15 protein-coding genes are annotated in these 19,507 nt (G+C 65.9%); 12 read left to right on the top strand and 3 right to left on the bottom strand.

Annotated features, from left to right (window positions below; genetic code table 11):
- Nucleotides 1-36 precede the first annotated feature (36 nt).
- From ACVIN2_RS07720 to ACVIN2_RS07665, 12 genes are all read left to right on the top strand, one after another.
- Nucleotides 37-708 (top strand): response regulator transcription factor, encoded by a 672-nt coding sequence (locus ACVIN2_RS07720; protein ID WP_027569117.1) that lies wholly within the window; start codon nucleotides 37-39, stop codon nucleotides 706-708.
- A 121-nt stretch (nucleotides 709-829) separates the two neighbouring features.
- A complete protein-coding gene (locus tag ACVIN2_RS07715; RefSeq protein ID WP_456765141.1) occupies nucleotides 830-2,206 on the top strand; it encodes an ATP-binding protein in 1,377 nt (458 codons plus the stop codon).
- Nucleotides 2,207-2,368: 162 nt separating this feature from the next.
- Nucleotides 2,369-3,769 carry a hypothetical protein gene (locus ACVIN2_RS07710; RefSeq protein ID WP_456765140.1) on the top strand — a complete coding sequence of 467 codons (1,401 nt, stop codon included), beginning with the start codon at nucleotides 2,369-2,371 and terminating at the stop codon, nucleotides 3,767-3,769.
- Between the two features lie 99 nt (nucleotides 3,770-3,868).
- The gene (locus tag ACVIN2_RS07705; RefSeq protein WP_456765139.1) at nucleotides 3,869-4,138 is read left to right on the top strand and encodes a hypothetical protein; all 270 of its coding nucleotides are present in this window, start codon (nucleotides 3,869-3,871) and stop codon (nucleotides 4,136-4,138) included.
- Nucleotides 4,139-4,262: 124 nt separating this feature from the next.
- Nucleotides 4,263-5,378: a c-type cytochrome biogenesis protein CcmI gene (ccmI, locus tag ACVIN2_RS07700; RefSeq protein ID WP_456765138.1), complete on the top strand. Its 1,116-nt coding sequence runs from the start codon at nucleotides 4,263-4,265 to the stop codon at nucleotides 5,376-5,378.
- 37 nt (nucleotides 5,379-5,415) lie between these two features.
- Entirely contained in the window at nucleotides 5,416-5,943 is a 528-nt protein-coding gene (gene ccmE, locus ACVIN2_RS07695) for a cytochrome c maturation protein CcmE (RefSeq protein ID WP_456765137.1), read from the top strand.
- A complete protein-coding gene (locus tag ACVIN2_RS07690; protein WP_456765136.1) occupies nucleotides 5,940-7,922 on the top strand; it encodes a heme lyase CcmF/NrfE family subunit in 1,983 nt (660 codons plus the stop codon). Before ccmE ends, ACVIN2_RS07690 begins: the two co-directional genes overlap by 4 nt.
- A gap of 4 nt (nucleotides 7,923-7,926) precedes the next feature.
- Nucleotides 7,927-8,409, top strand: a complete 483-nt coding sequence (locus ACVIN2_RS07685) for a cytochrome c-type biogenesis protein (protein WP_456765135.1) — start codon at nucleotides 7,927-7,929, stop codon at nucleotides 8,407-8,409.
- Nucleotides 8,410-8,640: 231 nt separating this feature from the next.
- On the top strand, nucleotides 8,641-10,224 hold the full coding sequence (locus ACVIN2_RS07680; RefSeq protein ID WP_456765134.1) for a Do family serine endopeptidase: 1,584 nt from the start codon (nucleotides 8,641-8,643) through the stop codon (nucleotides 10,222-10,224).
- A 283-nt stretch (nucleotides 10,225-10,507) separates the two neighbouring features.
- Nucleotides 10,508-11,188: a response regulator transcription factor gene (locus ACVIN2_RS07675; protein WP_035969420.1), complete on the top strand. Its 681-nt coding sequence runs from the start codon at nucleotides 10,508-10,510 to the stop codon at nucleotides 11,186-11,188.
- Entirely contained in the window at nucleotides 11,172-12,632 is a 1,461-nt protein-coding gene (locus tag ACVIN2_RS07670) for an ATP-binding protein (RefSeq protein ID WP_456765133.1), read from the top strand. The genes ACVIN2_RS07675 and ACVIN2_RS07670 overlap by 17 nt, the downstream gene beginning before the upstream one ends.
- The gene (locus tag ACVIN2_RS07665; RefSeq protein ID WP_456765132.1) at nucleotides 12,629-15,616 is read left to right on the top strand and encodes a bifunctional [glutamine synthetase] adenylyltransferase/[glutamine synthetase]-adenylyl-L-tyrosine phosphorylase; all 2,988 of its coding nucleotides are present in this window, start codon (nucleotides 12,629-12,631) and stop codon (nucleotides 15,614-15,616) included. The genes ACVIN2_RS07670 and ACVIN2_RS07665 overlap by 4 nt, the downstream gene beginning before the upstream one ends.
- Here ACVIN2_RS07665 and ACVIN2_RS07660 read toward each other — a convergent pair.
- The 3 genes from ACVIN2_RS07660 to fdhF are packed head-to-tail and all read right to left on the bottom strand — an operon-like array spanning nucleotide 15,573 to nucleotide 19,501.
- Nucleotides 15,573-15,806, bottom strand: coding sequence for a formate dehydrogenase subunit delta (locus tag ACVIN2_RS07660; RefSeq protein ID WP_456765131.1), 234 nt, complete (start codon nucleotides 15,804-15,806; stop codon nucleotides 15,573-15,575). The two genes, ACVIN2_RS07665 and ACVIN2_RS07660, sit on opposite strands and share 44 nt — an antisense overlap.
- Nucleotides 15,796-16,623, bottom strand: a complete 828-nt coding sequence (gene fdhD / locus ACVIN2_RS07655) for a formate dehydrogenase accessory sulfurtransferase FdhD (protein WP_456765130.1) — start codon at nucleotides 16,621-16,623, stop codon at nucleotides 15,796-15,798. The genes ACVIN2_RS07660 and fdhD overlap by 11 nt, the downstream gene beginning before the upstream one ends.
- 4 nt (nucleotides 16,624-16,627) lie before the next feature.
- Nucleotides 16,628-19,501: a formate dehydrogenase subunit alpha gene (gene fdhF, locus ACVIN2_RS07650; protein ID WP_456765129.1), complete on the bottom strand. Its 2,874-nt coding sequence runs from the start codon at nucleotides 19,499-19,501 to the stop codon at nucleotides 16,628-16,630.
- Between the last annotated feature and the right edge of the window lie 6 nt (nucleotides 19,502-19,507).

Raw genomic sequence — 19,507 nt, 5'->3', positions numbered from 1 at the left:
TGCGGGTGTTCATGCGGCCTAATTCTGGAGAGAAGCGTGCGCCTGCTCGTCGTTGAGGACGACCCCGATCTCAATCGCCAGCTTACCAAAGCGCTGACCGACGCCGGCTATGTCGTCGATCGCGCCTTCGACGGGGAGGAGGGGCATTATCTCGGTGACAACGAGCCCTACGATGCCGTGGTGCTCGACATCGGCCTGCCGAAGAAGGACGGCATCTCGGTCCTGGAAGCCTGGCGGCGCAACGGCCGCACCATGCCGGTCCTCATCCTCACCGCGCGCGACCGCTGGAGCGACAAGGTCCAGGGCTTTGATGCCGGCGCCGACGACTACGTCGCAAAGCCGTTCCACCTGGAGGAGGTGCTGGCGCGCATCCGCGCGCTGCTGCGCCGCTCCACCGGCCATGCCCAAAGCGAGCTGAGCTGCGGACCCGTCACGCTCGATACCAGGACCGGCCGGGTCAGCGTATCGGGCAATCCCATCAAGATGACGTCGCACGAATATCGGCTTCTGGCCTACCTGATGCATCATTCGGGGCGCGTCGTGTCCCGCACCGAGCTGGTCGAGCATCTCTACGACCAGGACTTCGACCGCGACTCCAACACCATCGAGGTCTTCGTCGGCCGCATCCGCAAGAAGCTCGACGTCGACATCATCCAGACTGTCCGCGGCCTCGGCTATCTCCTGACCCCGCCGCCCCCCGGCGCATGAATCGTGGTCTCTCGAACGGTCTTGTCTAGACGTATCTTGGCTTGACGGGCGGCCCGGCAGAGGCCTTGTTCGGGTCATGAGTTCCGACGCCATGCCACCCCGCGCCTCCGGGATCATTCCGATGCCCGCCAGCTCGCTCGCGAACCGCCTGTTCCTGTCGGCGACCGCGTGGCTCGTGGTGATCCTGGCCATCACCGGCGTAGTGCTGTCGTCGGTCTACAAGAACGCCACCGAGCGCGCCTTCGATCGCCGGCTCAATCTCTATCTCCGCACACTGATCGCCGAGGTTGCCACCCCCGACGAGCCCCCGGACCGCCAGTTCCAGTCGCTCGGCGAGCCTCTGTTCGAACTGCCGTTGTCCGGCTGGTACTGGCAGATCACGCGGACCGACACCGAAAAGCCGGAGGTGCGCTCGTCGCGCTCGCTCTGGGACAAGAAGCTGCCGAAGCTTGAAGAGCAGGGCACCGAGCTTACCGCCGCCGGCATCCGGATCGCTTATGTCGACGGTCCCGAGGGACAGAACCTGCGCATGGTGGAGCGGCCGGTCGATCTCGGCGCGGACGGCAAATTTCTCGTCAGTGTCGCCGGCGACGACACCGAGATTTTCGACGAGACGCGCAGTTTCGACTACTATCTCGGCGGCACCTTCACCGCGCTCGGCATCGTGTTGCTGCTGACAACCGTGTTCCAGGTCCGCTTCGGTCTCGCGCCGCTCAAGCGCATCTCCGAATCCATCGCCGACATCCGGTCCGGGAGGGCCGAGCGGCTCGAGGGCGAGTTCCCGGTCGAGATCGCGCCGCTGGCGCGTGAGACCAACGCGCTGATCGACGCCAATCGCGAGATCGTCGAGCGCGCCCGCACCCATGTCGGCAACCTTGCCCACGCCATCAAGACGCCGCTCTCGGTCATCGTGAACGAGGCTGGCGCGCATGCCGCCGATCCGTTCGCGGCAAAGGTGATGGAGCAGGCCGACGTGATGCGCGACCAGGTCGCCCATCACCTTGAGCGCGCGCGCATCGCGGCGCGGGTCTCGGTCGTCGCGACGGTGACGGAGGTTGCACCGGCCATCGAGGCATTGCGGCGGACCATGGAGAAGATCCACCGCGGCCGCGGCGTCGTGGTCGAGGCCGAGGCCGATCCGTCGGCGAAATTTCGCGGCGAGCGGCAGGATCTGGAGGAGATGGTCGGCAATCTCGTCGACAACGCCTGCAAATGGGCGGCCTCGCGGGTCTTCATCGAAGTTCTGGTGGAGGCGCCGCATCAGGCGAGCGCCGGTCCGCGGCTGCATATCATCGTCGACGACGACGGCCGCGGCCTATCGGAGGCCGAGCGTACCCAGGTCTCACGGCGCGGCCAGCGGCTCGACGAGTCCAAGCCCGGATCGGGGCTGGGGCTGTCGATCGTGACCGAGCTCGCTGCGCTCTACGGCGGCAGCCTCTCACTCGGCCGCGCGCCGACCGGGGGCCTGCGGGCGGAGCTGGTCCTCCCCGGAATATAATCCCTTGTTCCGACGCGACTATTTGACCTGCAGCAGCACACCGATCCGGACCAAACCAGGGGTATTCGGAGCGACTTCCTAAACGGCTTCTTAAGCGGCCCCACCTATGATCGAGCAGGACGGATCCCACGTCCGCCATTTTACCGTTCATTACCCGGACGCATGAGCCAGACATCGATCGAGCGGCTGAGGGAATATCTCGCGCAGCTCCCGCCGCAGGCGCAGGCACTGCTGATGCGGGAGTTCGAGCGCGCGCTCGAGCGCGGCCAGGACACGGCAGTGGCGACTCTCGTGCTCGACCAGCTGCGCAAGATTGTCCGCAAGACGGAAGCCGAGGAAGCAACACCGCCGCGCACGGACGATCTGTCGCGGCTACTGTTCCAGGTGCTGGAACCCTTCCTGGTCGAGGCAGGCGCCCCGATCCGGGCCGGGCAGATCCGCCGCTCCTCGCTGGCTCCGATCTGGCAATGGCTCGGCCGCGACGGTGCTCCGGCCAAGCTGAGCGAATTCGAGGCGGCGCTGGCGCGCATGCCGGCCGACAGCGCAGGGCAGGTCGAAGCGCTGGCCTCGAAGCTCCAGGCGGTCGCCGCGGATGCCATCTTCGAGCTGACGGGGCCGGGCGGGGGTGACAAATCGCGTGCGCTCGCACGCGTTGGTCCGCCCAACGTGATCGAGGATCTCTATTCGACCGGGGCGGTGCTCGCGGTCCGCGACGCCATCGCCACCTTGAACGAGAAGCTGCCGCGCTCTTTGCGCGCCTTCGGCGATGCTCAGATCGCCTCGGTGACTGCCGCGCTCAACATTCCCGTCCTCCAGACGCCGCAGATGCTGCCCTTCGCGCTCTCCATCGTCGTGCAGCGGATGACCGCGCCGTGGCAGATCATCCGCCTCGCCATCAAGATTGCCGCGTCCGACGACGAGATCCGTGTTGCGGCAACGCCCTATGGCGTTGCCGTCACGATGGCGCTGCATGATCTGTCTTGCGTGGCCGCCATCCTGCGCATGGACATCAAGCGCGGCCATTTCGACAATGTCGCCGGCAATCTCAAGACGCTGCACGACGGCGTCCGCGGCCTGCGTACCGAGCTCGACCTGCGCAACGATTCCGCTTGGGGCAAGCAGTTGACCTCGATCCGGGCCGACATCTCCAACGCGCTGCAATCCGAGATCGACAGTGTTCCCGGCCGCGTCCGCCGCATCCTGCGCCAGCGCGCCGAGAAGGACATTCCGCCGGGCGCGCGGATCGACAGCACCGAGGTCGAGGAAGCCGTGGCGCTGATCGATTTCGTCGCGACCTGTCGCAACTATGCGAGCGAGCTTGCGATCAACGAGGTGACACTGCGCACCTATTCCGACCTCCAGCAATATGTCGAGCGTTCAACCGAGCAGCTGGTGCAGTCGCTGCGCGGCGCCGATCACAAGGTCCGCACCTATCGGCAGCAGCAGGTGCAGGCCGCGATCCGCTTCTGCCAGGTGCTGTTCGGCGATGATTATGCCTCGCTGATGAGCCGCGCCGCGGAGAACGCGGCCACGGGCGAGCGCAAATCGTCGCGCGCGAGCTGATCCAGGCGCATATTTCAGTAGTCACAATTTCAGGTTGACGGTGCCGATGTCGGGCCCTACGGTCGCCGTGCAAATGTTGATATTTCTATCTGTGGGCGCATGAAATCCGTTATCAGTTCCATCGAAATTGAAAATCGCGTCGTCGTTGCCAAATATCAAAGGCTGATGGTCGGCGCGAAGGTGGTGCTGGTCGAAAAGGCAAGCGGTCGGCAGCTTCCTGAGACCGTCACCAGGGTTGCATCGCCCGTTCCGGTCGGGGCGTTGCGCATCAGATTGCCCGACGCTATCGAGCCGGGAACATACTTCCTGAAGGCCTTCAACGGGCATGGCGAGGACGCCGCCCAAAGCGCGGACTTCGAGATCAGCTAAGCCGTTGGATTTCCACCATTTCGGGACCGTGCGCGGTCGCGCCGAATTGACAATTGCCGCATCGTCCGGCCGTGGTGTAAAGCCACCTGTGGGCGCGGCTTGCGCGCTGCCGGAAGCTTGCCAGATGACGCTATGGTTCGTGTTCGCGCTGATGACGGTCGCGGCGATCTTCGCCGTGCTTTTGCCGCTCGGCCGTAGCGGACGCACGCAAAATCAGGGCAGCGAGGTCGCGGTCTACAAGGACCAACTCGCCGAGATCGAGCGTGATCTTGCCGCAGGGCTGATCGCAGCGCCCGAAGCTGAGGCCGCGCGCGTCGAGGTCAGCCGCAGGCTGCTCGCCGCAGCCGGCAGCGAGCCCGCAACGGCGCCGAAATCCAGCCTCAAATGGCGCCGCGCGGCGGCCGTGTTGGCGCTTGCCGGCCTGCCGCTGGTTGCGATCAGCGTCTACGTGCCGCTCGGCTCGCCCAGGCTTCAGGACTTTCCATTGGCGCAGCGGGAGCGCGGATCCGGGTCCGGCATGGCGCAGTCGCTCGAGAATCTGGTCGTCCAGGTCGAGCAACATCTGGAAAAGAATCCGACCGACGGGCGCGGCTGGAACGTGATCGCGCCCGTGCTGGAGCGGCTTGGCCGCTTCGACGACGCCGTGCGCGCCTATCGCAACTCGCTCACCTACAACGGCGAGAGCGCGGAGCGCCGGTCCGATCTCGGCGAAGCGATCTCGGCCGCCGCCGGCGGCGTCGTGACCGCCGAGGCCAAGACCGAGTTCGAGCGCGCGCGGGCGCTCAGCGCCGACGACCCTAAGGCGAACTATTTTCTCGGTCTCGCCGCCGAGCAGGACGGCCGCAAGGACGATGCCGCCAATATCTGGCGCGCGCTGCTGGCGAAAGCGCCGGCGGATGCGCCGTGGCGCCCTCTGGTGCAGACCTCGCTCGCCCGGGTCGGCGGCGGTGGCGCGACGATGCCGGCGCTGTCGGATGAAACCCTCGCAGCTTCCAAGGACATGAAAGAGGGCGATCGCAACGCGATGGTTCGCGGCATGGTCGAGCGGCTCGCCACGCGCCTCAAGCAGAACGGCGACGACGTCGAGGGTTGGCTGCGCCTGGTGCGCGCCTATCTCGTGATGGGGGATCGCGACAAGGCGGTGGGGGCATCGACCGATGCCCGCCAGGCAGTTGCCAACGATGCAGCGCGGTTGCGCCAGCTCGATGAAGGCCTCAAGACACTCGGGCTCGACGGATGACGATGTCACGACGAGACGGGCAGGGAATGGATACGCCATGACGCGCAAGCAGCGACGTATGACCATCATCGGCGGCTCGCTTGCCGTGCTCGCGCTCGCGGCCGGGCTGGTGCTCAACGCACTGCGCGACTCCATCGTGTTCTTCTCGACCCCGACCATGGTCGCCGAGAAGCACGTCGCGCCCGGCAAGCGGTTTCGCCTCGGCGGCCTGGTGCAGCCCGGCTCGCTCCAGCGCGGCGACAATCTCGCAGTGACCTTCGAGGTCGCCGACGGCGGCGCCAAGCTTCCGGTCGCCTTCAAGGGCATTTTGCCTGATCTGTTCCGCGAAGGGCAGGGCGTCGTCGCCGAAGGCGCGCTCGACGCCGATGGCGTGTTCAAGGCCGACACGGTGCTCGCCAAGCACGACGAAACCTACATGCCCAAGGACGTTGCCGATGCCCTGAAGAAGCAGGGGCACTGGAAGGATGACTACGGCGCCAAGGCTTCCGATGGCGTCAAGGCTTCAGATAGCGTCAAGCCTGGGGCCACGACTGCGCAGGGCAATCCGCAGGGAGCAATTCGGTGATCGCGGAGTCAGGACATTACGCGCTGGTGCTGGCGCTCGGACTGGCACTGATCCAGTCCATCGTGCCCCTGATCGGCGCGCGGCTGCGCGATGACGCGCTGATGAATGTAGCGCGCTCCACTGCGCTGGCGCAGCTTCTGTTCGTCGGTGCGTCGTTCATCGCATTGGTGATGCTGCACGTAGAGTCGGATTTCTCGGTTGCCAACGTCTACGAGAATTCCCACTCCATGAAGCCGCTGCTCTACAAGATCACCGGCGTGTGGGGAAACCATGAAGGTTCGATGCTGTTGTGGGTGTCGATCCTCGCGCTGTTCGGCGGATTGGTCGCGGCCTTCGGCAATAATCTGCCGCTGTCGCTGCGCGCGCATGTGCTGGCCGTACAGGCGTGGATCGCCAGCGCCTTCTATCTCTTCATCCTGGTGACCTCCAACCCGTTCCTGCGCATCGCCAACCCGCCGATCGAGGGACGCGATCTCAATCCGGTGCTTCAGGACATCGGTCTCGCCGTGCATCCGCCAATGCTCTATCTCGGCTATGTCGGCTTCTCGATCTCGTTCTCCTTCGCGATCGCGGCGTTGCTGGAGGGGCGGATCGATGCCGCGTGGGCGCGCTGGGTGCGGCCGTGGACACTGGTTGCCTGGATCTTCCTGACCCTCGGTATCGCCATGGGCTCGTACTGGGCCTATTACGAACTGGGCTGGGGCGGCTGGTGGTTCTGGGACCCGGTCGAGAACGCCTCGCTGATGCCGTGGCTTGCCGGCACCGCACTGCTGCATTCGGCTCTGGTGATGGAGAAGCGCAACGCGCTGAAGGTCTGGACCATCCTCTTGTCGATCCTGACCTTCTCGCTATCGCTGCTCGGGACCTTCCTGGTGCGCTCGGGGGTCATCACCTCGGTGCATGCCTTCGCGACCGATCCAACCCGCGGCGTGTTCATTCTCCTGATTCTCTGCCTGTTCATCGGGGGCAGCCTGTCGCTGTTCGCGGGGCGCGCGACGTCGTTGAAGCAGGGCGGCTTGTTTGCGCCGATCTCGCGCGAAGGTGCGCTGGTGCTGAACAATTTGCTGCTCACGGTCGCCTGCGCGGTGGTGCTGTTCGGCACGCTCTATCCGCTGGCGATGGAGATGCTCGCCGATTTCAAGATGTCGGTCGGTGCTCCCTTCTACAATCTCACCTTCGCCCCGCTGTTCACGCTGTTGCTGCTCGCCGTGCCGTTCGGTCCGATGCTGGCATGGAAACGCGGCGATCTGCTTGGCGTTACGCAACGGCTGCTCGCGGCCGGCGTTGCCGGGCTTGTCGCCGTTGCCATGGTCTGGGGCTGGGCGCGCGGCGGCAGCGCGCTGGCGCCATTGGCAATCGGACTTGGCGTCTTCGTCATTGCCGGCGCCGCGACGGATCTGGCCGAACGAACCGGCTTGTTCCGCCTGCCGTTCGCGACGACGCTGCATCGTGCCCGCGGTTTGCCGCGCTCGGCCTGGGGCTCGGTATTTGCGCATGCCGGCCTCGGCGTCGCGCTGATCGGAATCGTCTGCGAGACCACCTGGAACAGCGAATATATCGCAACGATGAAGCAGAATGACATCGCCCATGTCGCCGGCTATGACGTCAAGCTGGATGGCCTGTTTCAGCGCCAAGGGCCGAACTTCCACGAGATGATCGCCGAATTCAACGTCAGCAGTGACGGCGAGAAGCTCAGCGTGATGACGCCATCCAAGCGCAGCTTCACCACCCGCGGCTCCTCGACCACCGAGGCCGCGCTGCTGACGCGCGGCGCCAGCCAGCTCTACATCTCGCTCGGCGACGCCACTGCCGAGGGCGCCATTGCCGTGCGCATCTATCACAAGCCGCTGGTGCTGCTGATCTGGTGGGGGCCGGTGCTGATGGCGTTCGGCGGCGTGCTGTCGCTGTCGGACCGGCGCCTGCGGGTGGGTGCGCCAAAACCGGCGCGGACAAAGCAGCGCCTGCAGCCGGCGGAGTGATCTGATGCGCCGAATGATGGTCGCGTTCATCGCGCTGATGCTGCTGGCCTTGCCTGCGGCGCATGCCGTGCAGCCCGACGAGATCATGTCGGACCCTGCGAAGGAGTCGCGTGCACGCGACTTGTCGCGCGAGCTGCGCTGCATGGTCTGCCAGAACCAGTCGATCGACGATTCCGATGCGCCGCTCGCGCGCGATTTGCGGCTCCTGGTGCGCGAGCGCATCGCGGCCGGCGACAGCAATTCGCAAGTGCTCGATTTCCTGGTTGCGCGCTACGGCGAGTTCGTGCTGCTCAAGCCGCGCTTCGAGCGCCAGAACATGCTGCTGTGGCTGCTCGCGCCGCTGCTGCTGCTTGGCGGCGGCCTGGCGCTATGGCTTCAAATCCGCCGGCGCTCGCGAAATGGTGCAGACCTACCGGCTCCGCCGCTCACGCCCGACGAGGAAGCGCGGCTCGCCGCATTGATGGCGGATGAAGCCAAGTCTCACTAGCTACGTTGCTGCGCGCAGCAGCCGGCGCTGCGCGGGCGTTCCCGGAACTTCGTTAAGTTCCTACAGGTTCACTACTTTCGGCCGCGATAAACTGCCGCATCCGCATTCCGCGTTCATTACAAAAGTTTAACCCCGCCGCCAGCGCACGGTAAGGCGGCAGCCCCCATCTTCAGGTCCGTAAGGTGCCGCCGTCAGGCGCCAAATGGATTTCAAGGCCCTGGAGATCTCTGCATGACCGACCGTTCCGACCTCTCGAACCTTCCGTCCTACCGGCAGCCCCGCCGGTCCGTTTTCTCGGCCCGCAAGATCGCGCTGATGGCCTCGGTTGTCGCCGGCCTCGGCGCCGCCGTCTACGGCTTCGGCACGTCGACCTCGCCGGCCGACCTGTTCTCGAGCCCGGCGCATGCACAGGTCAACAACGAGGTCCGCAAGGTCGAACGCCCGATTGGTTTCGCCGACATCGTCGAGCGCGTGAAACCGTCGGTGATCTCGGTGAAGGTCAACATCAAGGAAAAGACCGCGAGCAATGACGACGGTGATGACGCGCAGTCGCCGTTCCAGCCGGGCTCGCCGATGGAGCGGTTCTTCCGCCGCTTCGGTGGTCCGGATGGCATCCCGGGCCTTAAGGGTGGTGGCGGTCGTGGCCGCGTCGTGCAGGGCCAGGGCTCCGGCTTCTTCATCTCGGCTGATGGCTTCGCCGTGACCAACAACCACGTGGTCGACGGCGCCGACAAGGTCGAGGTCACGACCGACGACGGCAAGACCTACACCGCCAAGGTGATCGGCACCGATCAGCGCACCGACCTCGCCTTGATCAAGGTCGAGGGCAGCTCGAACTTCCCGTTCGCGAAGCTTGCCGACGGCAAGCCGCGGATCGGCGACTGGGTGCTCGCGGTCGGCAACCCGTTCGGCCTCGGCGGCACCGTGACTGCTGGCATCGTTTCGGCCAGCGGCCGCGACATCGGCAACGGCCCCTACGATGATTTCATCCAGATCGACGCGCCCGTGAACAAGGGCAATTCCGGCGGTCCGGCCTTCGACACCAACGGTGAGGTGATGGGCGTCAACACCGCGATCTACTCGCCTTCCGGCGGCAGCGTCGGCATCGCGTTCTCGATCCCCGCCAGCACCGTGAAGAGCGTGGTGGCGCAGCTCAAGGACAAGGGCTCGGTCAGCCGCGGTTGGATCGGCGTGCAGATTCAGCCGGTGACATCCGACATCGCCGACAGCCTTGGCATGAAGAAGGCCGAAGGCGCGCTGGTTGCCGAGCCGCAGGCGAATGGTCCGGCGGCCAAGGCCGGCATCGAGTCCGGTGACGTGATCACGTCGGTCAACGGCGAATCGGTCAAGGACGCCCGCGAGCTCGCCCGCACCATTGGCGGCCTGGCGCCCGGCGCGACCGTGAAGCTCAACGTGCTGCACAAGGGCCAGGACAAGGTCGTGAACCTCACCCTCGGCCAGCTGCCGAACACGATCGAGGCCAAGGCCGACATCGACAAGGACAGCGGCAAGGGCGCGAGCCGCGGCACCGACGTGCCCAAGCTCGGCATGACCGTGGCGCCCGCCGATTCCGTGGCCGGCGCCGGCAAGGAAGGCGTCGTGATCACCGAAGTCGATCCAAAGAGCGCCGCAGCCGAGCGCGGCTTCAAGGAAGGTGACGTGATTCTCGAAGTCGGCGGCAAGAGCGTGAGCACCGCCGGTGAAGTCCGCGACGCCATCAACACGGCGCGGACCGACAACAAGAACAGCGTCCTGATGCGGGTGAAGAGCGGCGGCCAGTCGCGCTTCGTCGCCGTGCCCATCGCCAAGGGTTAACCAAGGGCCAGGCCTCAGGAGGCCTCCGAGATGAAGGGTGTCGCCGGCATCAGTCGCCCCCGCCGACGGCGCCCTTCGGGGGAGCAGCGCAACGTTTGCTTCCCCTGTCTACCTTCCGGTGGAATACGCCCCCCTCCGTCGGAAGGCCTAGGGCGGTGAAGTCCCCCCAGCTTCACCGCCCGCCTTTTTCTCGATGCCAGAGTCTCTCACTCGGCTTGCATGCGATTGCCGCTCGCGCCATGTTTAGAGAAGGTTCACTCCCTTGACCGTTGCCGAACGCACGATGCGCCTCCTCATCATCGAAGACGACCGCGAATCCGCCGACTACCTCGTGAAGGCGTTTCGCGAGGTCGGGCACATTGCCGACCACGCCGCCGACGGCGAGGAAGGCCTCGCCATGGCCGAGAACGGCGACTACGACGTGCTGGTGGTTGACCGCATGCTGCCCAAGCGCGACGGCCTGTCGGTGATCGGCGCGCTCCGCGACAAGGACGATTCGACGCCGGTGCTGATTCTCTCCGCGCTCGGCCAGGTCGACGATCGCATCAAGGGCTTGCGCGCCGGCGGCGACGACTATCTGCCGAAACCCTATTCCTTCGCCGAGCTGTTGGCCCGGGTCGAGGTGCTGTCGCGCCGCCGCGGCGGTCCGGCCGAGGACACACTGTACCGCGTCGGCGATCTCGAGCTCGACCGGCTCTCCCATCGTGTCGCGCGCGGCAAGGACGAGCTGACGCTGCAGCCGCGCGAATTCCGCCTGCTCGAATATTTGATGAAGCATGCGGGCCAGGTGGTGACCCGCACCATGCTGCTGGAGAACGTGTGGGACTATCATTTCGATCCGCAGACCAACGTGATCGACGTGCACATTTCACGGCTGCGTTCCAAGATCGACAAGGGTTTTGAGCGGCCGCTGCTGCACACGATCCGCGGCGCGGGATACATGATCCGTGACGGCATTCGGTAAACTCGTCCGCACCACGGCATTCCGGCTGACGCTGGTCTATTTGCTGTTGTTCGCGATGTTCGCGGCCTCGCTGCTGGCCTATTTCGCCTGGAATACGCGGCGGCTGATCACCGAGGAAATCACGCAGACGGTCAATGCCGAGACCTCCGAGATCAACGAGATCTACGGCCGCCGCGGCTTGGTCGGCCTCGTGCGCGCGATTGAGTACCGGGCGCTGCGGCCGGGGGCCAACCTCTACCTCGTGACCACGCCGACCGGGCAGGCGATCGCCGGCAATGTCGGCTCGCTGGCGCCCGGCGTGATGGCGACGCGCGGCTGGTCGGAGACGGCGTATCGGCGCATCGAGGATGCGGACGAGCGCGACCATCGCGCCCTGGTGCGCGTCACCGAGCTCGAGAATGGCTTCCGGCTTCTGATCGGCCGCGACCTCGCCGAGCGGCGGCGCCTGTTCGGCATCGTCGCCAAGGCCGCGCAATGGTCGGTGCTGATCGTCGTGGTGCTTGGCCTGGGCGGCGGGATCTTCGTCGCGCGCAGGGTGCTCAGGCGCATCGACGCCATGTCCGGGACGGCCCATCGCATCATGACCGGCGATCTCAGCGAGCGCCTGCCGGTAGGACGCAGCGGTGACGAGCTCGACCGCCTCGCCGAAAACCTCAATGCCATGCTGGAGCGCATCGAGGCGCTGATGGCGGGGCTGAAGGAGGTCTCCGACAACATCGCCCACGATCTCAAGACGCCGCTGACACGCTTGCGCAACCGCGCCGAGGAGGCGCTGGCGAAATCAGGCAGCGAGGCTGACTACCGCGCCGCGCTGGAGCGGACCATAGAGGAATCCGACGGCCTGATCCGTACCTTCAACGCGCTGCTGATGATCGCGCGCGCCGAGTCCGGGCAGGCGCGCGGCAACATGGACGATTTCGACGCGGCCGATGTCGCCAACGGCATCCACGAGCTCTACGAGCCGCTGGCTGAAGACGACGGCATGACGCTGAAGGTCAAGGCCGATCCGACGCCAGTGCACGCCAACCGCGAACTGATCAGCCAGGCGCTCGCCAATCTGGTCGAGAATGCGATCAAATACGGCAAGCCGGTCGCGCTAACAGGTGGAACCGTGGTCAGCCTCGATTCAAGGCAGATCACGATCGAGGCGAAACGCGAGGGCGACCAGGTGCTGCTCAGCGTCACCGATCGCGGCCCCGGAATCCCCGAGGCCGACCGCAAGCATGCCGTCGAGCGATTCGTGCGGCTGGAAGCCAGCCGCACGCTGCCTGGATCCGGCCTCGGCCTCAGTCTCGCCTCGGCGGTCGCGACATTGCATGGCGGTGAGTTGAGGTTGGGTGACGCCCAGCCCGGGCTTGTCGCCACGCTTGTGCTGCCGGCGCGCGCGGGGGCCGGCGACAGGGTTGCTCCGCCAATGCAGGATGTGCCACAGAAGGTGGCATGAACCATTCCGCGCCGGGAAACGCGGACAAGCATGGTGAGAGACTTGCCGCACGCTTCGCGGAGGCTCCCCATATTGCCGCTTCCGCCACCGACCAAGGACGTTTTGAAAGCTGGCTGGCCGAGCTCGAGCCCGCGCAATTCACCCGTCTTCAAGCGCTGCTGGCTCACCGCTTCGCGCGGGACATCCTGGCTGGCATCGCGGAATTCTCGCCTTATCTGTTCGAGCTGCTGCGCGCTGATCCGCAGCGCCTGATCCGGCTGCTGGAATGCGAACCGGATGCGCATCTCGCCACGCTGGTCGCGGAGGCGAACGGCGCGGTGCTCGCGGCATCCGACGAAGCCGAGGTGATGCGGCTGCTGCGCCGCATGAAGGCGGAGGCCGCGCTCCTGATCGCACTGTGCGACATCGGCGGGGTCTGGCCGGTAACGCGGGTGACCGCAGCGCTTACCGATGTCGCGGTGTCCTCGGTGCGGGCGACGCTTCAATACCTGCTGCGGCAGGAAGCCGCACGTGGCAAGCTCTCGCCGCCCAATCCCGAGGCGCCGGAGGAGGGCTGCGGGCTGATCGTGCTTGCGATGGGCAAGATGGGCGCAGGCGAGCTGAACTATTCCAGCGACATCGATCTCATCGTGTTTTTCGATCCCGACAATACGACGCTGGCCGCGGATATCGAACCCCAGCCCTTCTTCGTGAGGGTGACGCAGGGGATGGCACGCATTCTCCAGCAGCGCACCTATGACGGTTACGTCTTCCGCGTCGATCTGCGCCTGCGTCCCGATCCATCCTCGACGCAGGTGGCGATTTCGCGCGACGCCGCGCTGAACTACTACGAGCGGGAAGGGCGCACCTGGGAGCGCGCCGCGATGATCAAGGCGCGCGCCTGCGCCGGCGATCCCAGGGCAGGCGAGGCGCTGCTCGCGGAGATCGCGCCCTTCGTCTGGCGCAAGCATCTCGACTTTGCCGCGCTTGCCGACGTTCACGACATGAAGCGGCAGATGCAGACCTATCGCGGTCAGAGCGAGGTCGCGGTCGAAGGCCATAACGTCAAGGTCGGGCGCGGCGGAATCCGCGAGATCGAGTTCTTCGCCCAGACCCAGCAATTGATCGCCGGGGGACGACATCCCGAACTGCGCGTGCGGCCGACGCTCGCCGCACTCGGCGTGCTTGCTTCCAGCAACTGGATCACGATTGCGGCGCGTGACGAGCTGACCACGGCGTACCAATTCCTGCGCCGGGTCGAGCATCGCCTCCAGATGATAGCCGACGAGCAGACCCACACACTGCCCGAGGACAAGGAGGCGGTCGAGCGTTTCGCCTGGTTCTTCGGCTATCCGGATCGCGAGGCCTTTGCCCGCGATCTCTTGCGCCAGCTCGAGATCGTTCAGGGCCACTACGAAAAACTGTTCGAGGGCGACGATCCGACCGGCACGGCCAAGCTGCCGGCGCTCGACTACAGTGCGGGTCCCGATGATCCGCGGCTGCTTCAGTATCTGGCCACGCTCGGCTTCAAGAAGCCTGCCGCCGTCGCGCAGACCGTGCGTGACTGGATCATCGGCGAGTACCGCGTGTTCCGCGTCGAGGCGACGCGAAATGCTTTCGTCGAATTCGTGCCGGCCCTGATCGACGGTCTCGCTCATGCCGAGGAGCCGGATCGGGCCGTCGTGGCGTTCGACCATTTCCTTGGAGCGCTTCAGCGCGGCGGCCGGCTGATCACGCTGCTCGGTCAGAACCGCGATCTCGTCGCGCTCGTGGCTCTGGTGCTGGGCGCGGCGCCCCGGCTCGGCGAGATGCTGGCGCGGCAGCCGCAGCTCATGGACGGCCTGATCGATCCGCGCTTCTTCGGCGCCATGCCCGACCGGCAGGAATTGTCGGGGCGGCTTGCGACCACCGTGCAGGATGCCGGCTCTTACGAAGAGTTCCTCGACCGCCTGCGTCTGTTCGGGCAGGAGAGCCTGTTCCTGATCGGCACGCGCATTCTCTCCGGCACCGTCTCGGCGCAGCAGGCGAGCACGGCCTTTGCCGACGTCGCCGAGGGCATCGTCCATACCGTGCATGGTCTCGTCGCCGACCGTTTCGCCGCCCAGCATGGCCGGATCAAGGGGCAGGAGAGCGCAATCATCGCGATGGGCCGGCTCGGCAGTCGCGAGATGACCGCGTCGTCCGATCTCGACCTGATCCTGCTTTACGATTTCGACAGCGACAATCCGGACTCCGACGGTGCGAAGTCACTGCAAGGTGCGCATTACTTCGCCCGCTTCACCCAGCGCCTGATCAGTGCGTTCACGACGCGCACCAATTACGGAGTGCTCTACGAGATCGACATGCGGCTGCGCCCCTCGGGGCGTGCCGGCCCTGTGGCCTCGAGCCTCGTCTCGTTCGCGGACTACCAGGCCAACGAGGCCTGGACCTGGGAGCACATGGCGCTGACGCGCGCGCGCGTCGTGTCGGCTTCGCCCGAATTCCGGGAGCGGATCGAACACGTCATCCGCGATGTCCTGACCCGTCGCCGCGATCCCGCAATCACCGCCAACGATGTTGCCGACATGCGGCGCGCGATCGCCCAAGAGAAGGGCGAGGCCGATTGCTGGGATCTGAAATATGCTGCCGGCGGCATGGTCGACATCGACTTCATCGCGCAATATCTCCAGCTCGTGCATGCGCACGAGAAACCGGAAATTCTCGACGTCGGCACCACGCAGGTGCTGGACAATGCATGCAGGCTCGGCGTGCTCGCACAATCGGAGACCGAGATATTGCGGGCCGCGGCGCGGCTCTATCACGACCTGACGCAGATCCTGCGGCTCTGCGTCAGTGACCGGTTCAAGCCGGAGACCGCCGGCACGGACCTCCTGCGCGTGATGGCACGCGCCGGCGATGCGCCGCATTTCTCCTCGCTGGAGGCGCGCGTGAAGGAGACGCAGAGCGAGGTGCGCCGTGTCTTCAGGGCGCTGCTGGAAGGGACGTCGTCGGCCTCAGCGAGGTGAGCGCCTCCCGCACGTTCGGCTCCAGGCCCGCGCCGCCGGCATCGAGATGGGCGAAGATCGCGCGCTTCATCCGCGGATCCCAGAACTTCTTGATGTGGTCGGCGATGCCCGGCACGGCCTTGTCGTGGCCCTGGCTCCGGAAGAACGTGCCGATCTGGTTGGCCATGTAGATCAGGCGGTCAGGCGACATCGGCAACCTCCGTGGCATGACGGGCGACAACCCGGCCGCCATGCGAAAACACTTCGAACCCGTCCTGGCGGGCAATGGCAATCAGCGTGATGCCGGCGGCCTCCGCGGTGCGCACCGCAAGGGCAGTCGGCGCAGAGACGGCGACCATCACCGGCGCGCCGATGGCGGCGGTCTTCTGCACCATCTCGATCGAGACGCGGCTCGTCAGCAGCACGATGCCGCCGCTTGCAGCCGTACGGCTGCGCGCCAGCGAACCGGCGAGCTTGTCGAGCGCGTTGTGGCGGCCGACATCCTCGCGCAGCGCGACGATACCGCCGGCAGGCGACCAGAACGCGGCGGCATGAACGGCGCGGGTCTGCAGATTGATCGATTGCAGCGGGGCGATGGCCTGCATCGCCGCCATGATTTGCTCGGGCGTAAACGTCTGCCCCTGCGGCACGACGGCCGCAGGCCGTACGGCTTCGGCAATCGAGTCGATGCCGCAAATGCCGCAGCCGGTCGGACCGGCGATGTGCCGGCGGCGCTCGCCAATGCGCGCGGCATCTTCCGAGGCCAGCCACATGCGCAGCTCGATGCCGTCGTCGAGGCGGACCATCTCGAGCGACTTGATGTCATCGACGGATTTGATGATGCCTTCGTTCAGGCTGAAGCCGACCGCGAAATCTTCGAGGTTCTGCGGCGTTCCCATCATGACGCCGTAGGTGCCGCCATTGTAGGTCAGCGCCAGCGGCGTCTCCTCCGGGATCAGCCGCGCTCCTTCGGACGCGACACCGTCGCGCCAGATATCGCGGTCGATGGCCTGGATCGGCACGTGCACGCCGCTACTCCGCGGCCTCGGCCGGCGCGATGCGGCGGGAATGCCGCGCCTGGGCGTCGTAGGCCTTCTGCCAGTCGGACGGGCCGTTCGACGGCGAGATCTGCACCGCCGTGACCTTGTATTCGGGGCAGTTGGTCGCCCAGTCCGAATAGTCGGTCGTGATGACGTTGGCCTGCGTGTCCGGATGGTGGAACGTGGTGTAGACGACGCCCGGCGCGACGCGATCGGTGATCTCCGCACGCAGCGTGGTCTCGCCGGCGCGGCTCTTCAGCCGCACCCAGTCCCCGTCGCGCACGGCGCGCTGTTCGGCATCGTGCGGATGGATCTCCAGCCGATCCTCGGCATGCCAGACCACGTTCTCGGTGCGCCGGGTCTGCGCGCCGACATTGTACTGGCTGAGGATGCGGCCCGTGGTGAGCAGCAGCGGATAGCGCGGGCCGGTGCGTTCGTCGGTCGCGACATATTCGGTGACGACGAACTTGCCCTTGCCCCGGACAAAGCCGTCGATATGCATCACCGGCGTGCCCTCGGGCGCCTTGTCGTTGCAGGGCCACTGCACCGAGCCGAGCTCGTCGAGCTTGGTATAGGAGACGCCGGCGAAGGTCGGGGTCAGCGCCGCGATCTCGTCCATGATCTCGGAAGGATGGCTGTAGCTCATCTCGAAGCCCATGGCCTTGGCGAGGCCGATGGTGACCTCCCAATCGGCGAGGCCGTTCTTCGGCGTCATCACCTTGCGGACACGCTGGATGCGGCGCTCGGCATTGGTGAAGGTGCCGTCCTTCTCGAGGAAGCTGGAGCCCGGCAGGAACACATGGGCGTAGTTCGCGGTCTCATTCAGGAAGAGGTCGTGGACGATGACGCATTCCATCGCCGAGAGTGCCGCCACCACATGCTTGGTGTTGGGATCGGATTGCAGGATGTCCTCGCCCTGCACGTAGATCCCCATGAAGGTGCCTTCGACCGCGGCGTCGAACATGTTGGGAATGCGCAGGCCCGGCTCGGGGTTGAGCTTGACATTCCACAGCGCCTCGAACTGGTCCCGCACGGCATCGCCCGAGATATGGCGATAGCCGGGCAGCTCGTGCGGGAACGAGCCCATGTCACAGGAGCCCTGCACGTTGTTCTGGCCGCGCAGCGGATTCACGCCCACGCCGGGACGACCGATATTGCCTGTGGCCATCGCGAGGTTGGCGATCGCAATCACGGTGGTCGAGCCCTGGCTGTGCTCGGTGACGCCGAGACCGTAGTAGATCGCGCCGTTGCCGCCGGTGGCGTAGACGCGGGCTGCTTCGCGCAGATCCTTCGGATCGACGCCGGTGAGGATGGCGGTGGCTTCCGGGCTGTTGTTCGGCTGGGCAACGAAGGCCGCCCATTCCTCGAACTCGCTCCAGTCGCAGCGCTCGCGCACGAAGGCCTCGTCGACGAGGCCTTCGGTGACGATCACATGCGCCAGCGCCGTCATCACCGCAACGTTGGTGCCGGGCATCAACGGTAGGTGCAGCGCCTTCACATGCGGCGATTCCACCATCTCGGTGCGGCGCGGATCGATCACGATCAGCTTGGCGCCCTGGCGCAGCCGCTTCTTCAGGCGGGAGGCGAACACCGGGTGGGCCGAAGCGGGGTTGGCACCGATGACGACGACGACGTCGGTGTCCTCGACCGAGTCGAAATCCTGCGTGCCGGCAGAGGTGCCGAACGTGGTCGAGAGGCCATAGCCGGTCGGGGAGTGGCAGACGCGAGCGCAGGTGTCGACGTTGTTGTTGCCGAACCCGGCGCGGATCAGCTTCTGCACCAGATAGGTTTCTTCATTGGTGCAGCGGGACGACGTGATGCCACCGATGGCGTCGCGGCCGTATTTCTTCTGGATGCCGCGCATCCTGTCGGCGGCAAACGAGAAGGCCTCGTCCCACGACACTTCGCGCCAGGGATCCTCGATCCGCTCGCGGATCATCGGGTTGAGGATGCGTTCCTTGTGGTTGGTGTAGCCCCAGGCGAAGCGGCCCTTGACGCAGGAATGGCCGCGATTGGCCTTGCCGTCCTTGTACGGCACCATGCGGACGACTTCCTCGCCGCGCATCTCGGCCTTGAAGGCGCAGCCGACGCCGCAATAGGCGCAGGTGGTGACGACCGAGTGTTCGGGCTGGCCGATCTCGATCACGGATTTCTCGGTCAGCGTCGCAGTCGGGCAGGCCTGCACGCAGGCGCCGCAGGAGACGCATTCGGAGCCGAGGAAGCTCTCGCTCATGCCAGGCGACACGCGGCTGTCGAAGCCGCGGCCGGAAATCGTCAGCGCGAAGGTGCCTTGCACCTCCTCGCAGGCGCGGACGCAGCGCGAGCAGACGATGCACTTGGAGGGATCGTAGGTGAAGTACGGGTTGGACTCGTCCTTCGGCATCCAGGCGGCGTTGATCTCGCCGTGGGATTTCGCGAAGACGTGGTTCTCCCCGTCATAGCCGTAACGGACGTCGCGCAGGCCCACGGCGCCGGCCATGTCCTGCAACTCGCAATCACCGTTGGCACCGCAGGTGAGGCAGTCGAGCGGATGGTCGGAGATGTAGAGCTCCATCACGCCCTTGCGCAGCTTCTTGAGCCGTTCGCTCTGGGTGTGCACGATCAGGCCGGGCATGACAGGCGTGGTACAGGAGGCCGGCGTGCCGGCGCGGCCCTCGATCTCGACGACGCAAAGGCGGCACGAGCCGAATGCGTCGACCATGTCGGTCGCGCAGAGTTTCGGGATCTGGTGGCCGGCATCCATCGCCGCCCGCATGATCGAGGTGCCCTCGGGCACCGTGACCTGGTTGCCGTCGATGGTCAGCGTCACCATCGTTTCCGATTTCGAGCGCGGCGTGCCGAAGTCGATTTCTTCGATCAGAGACATTGTCGT

The organism is Bradyrhizobium sp. USDA 3650 (genome assembly GCF_054057395.1).
This window is presented reverse-complemented; position numbering and strand designations above follow the sequence as displayed.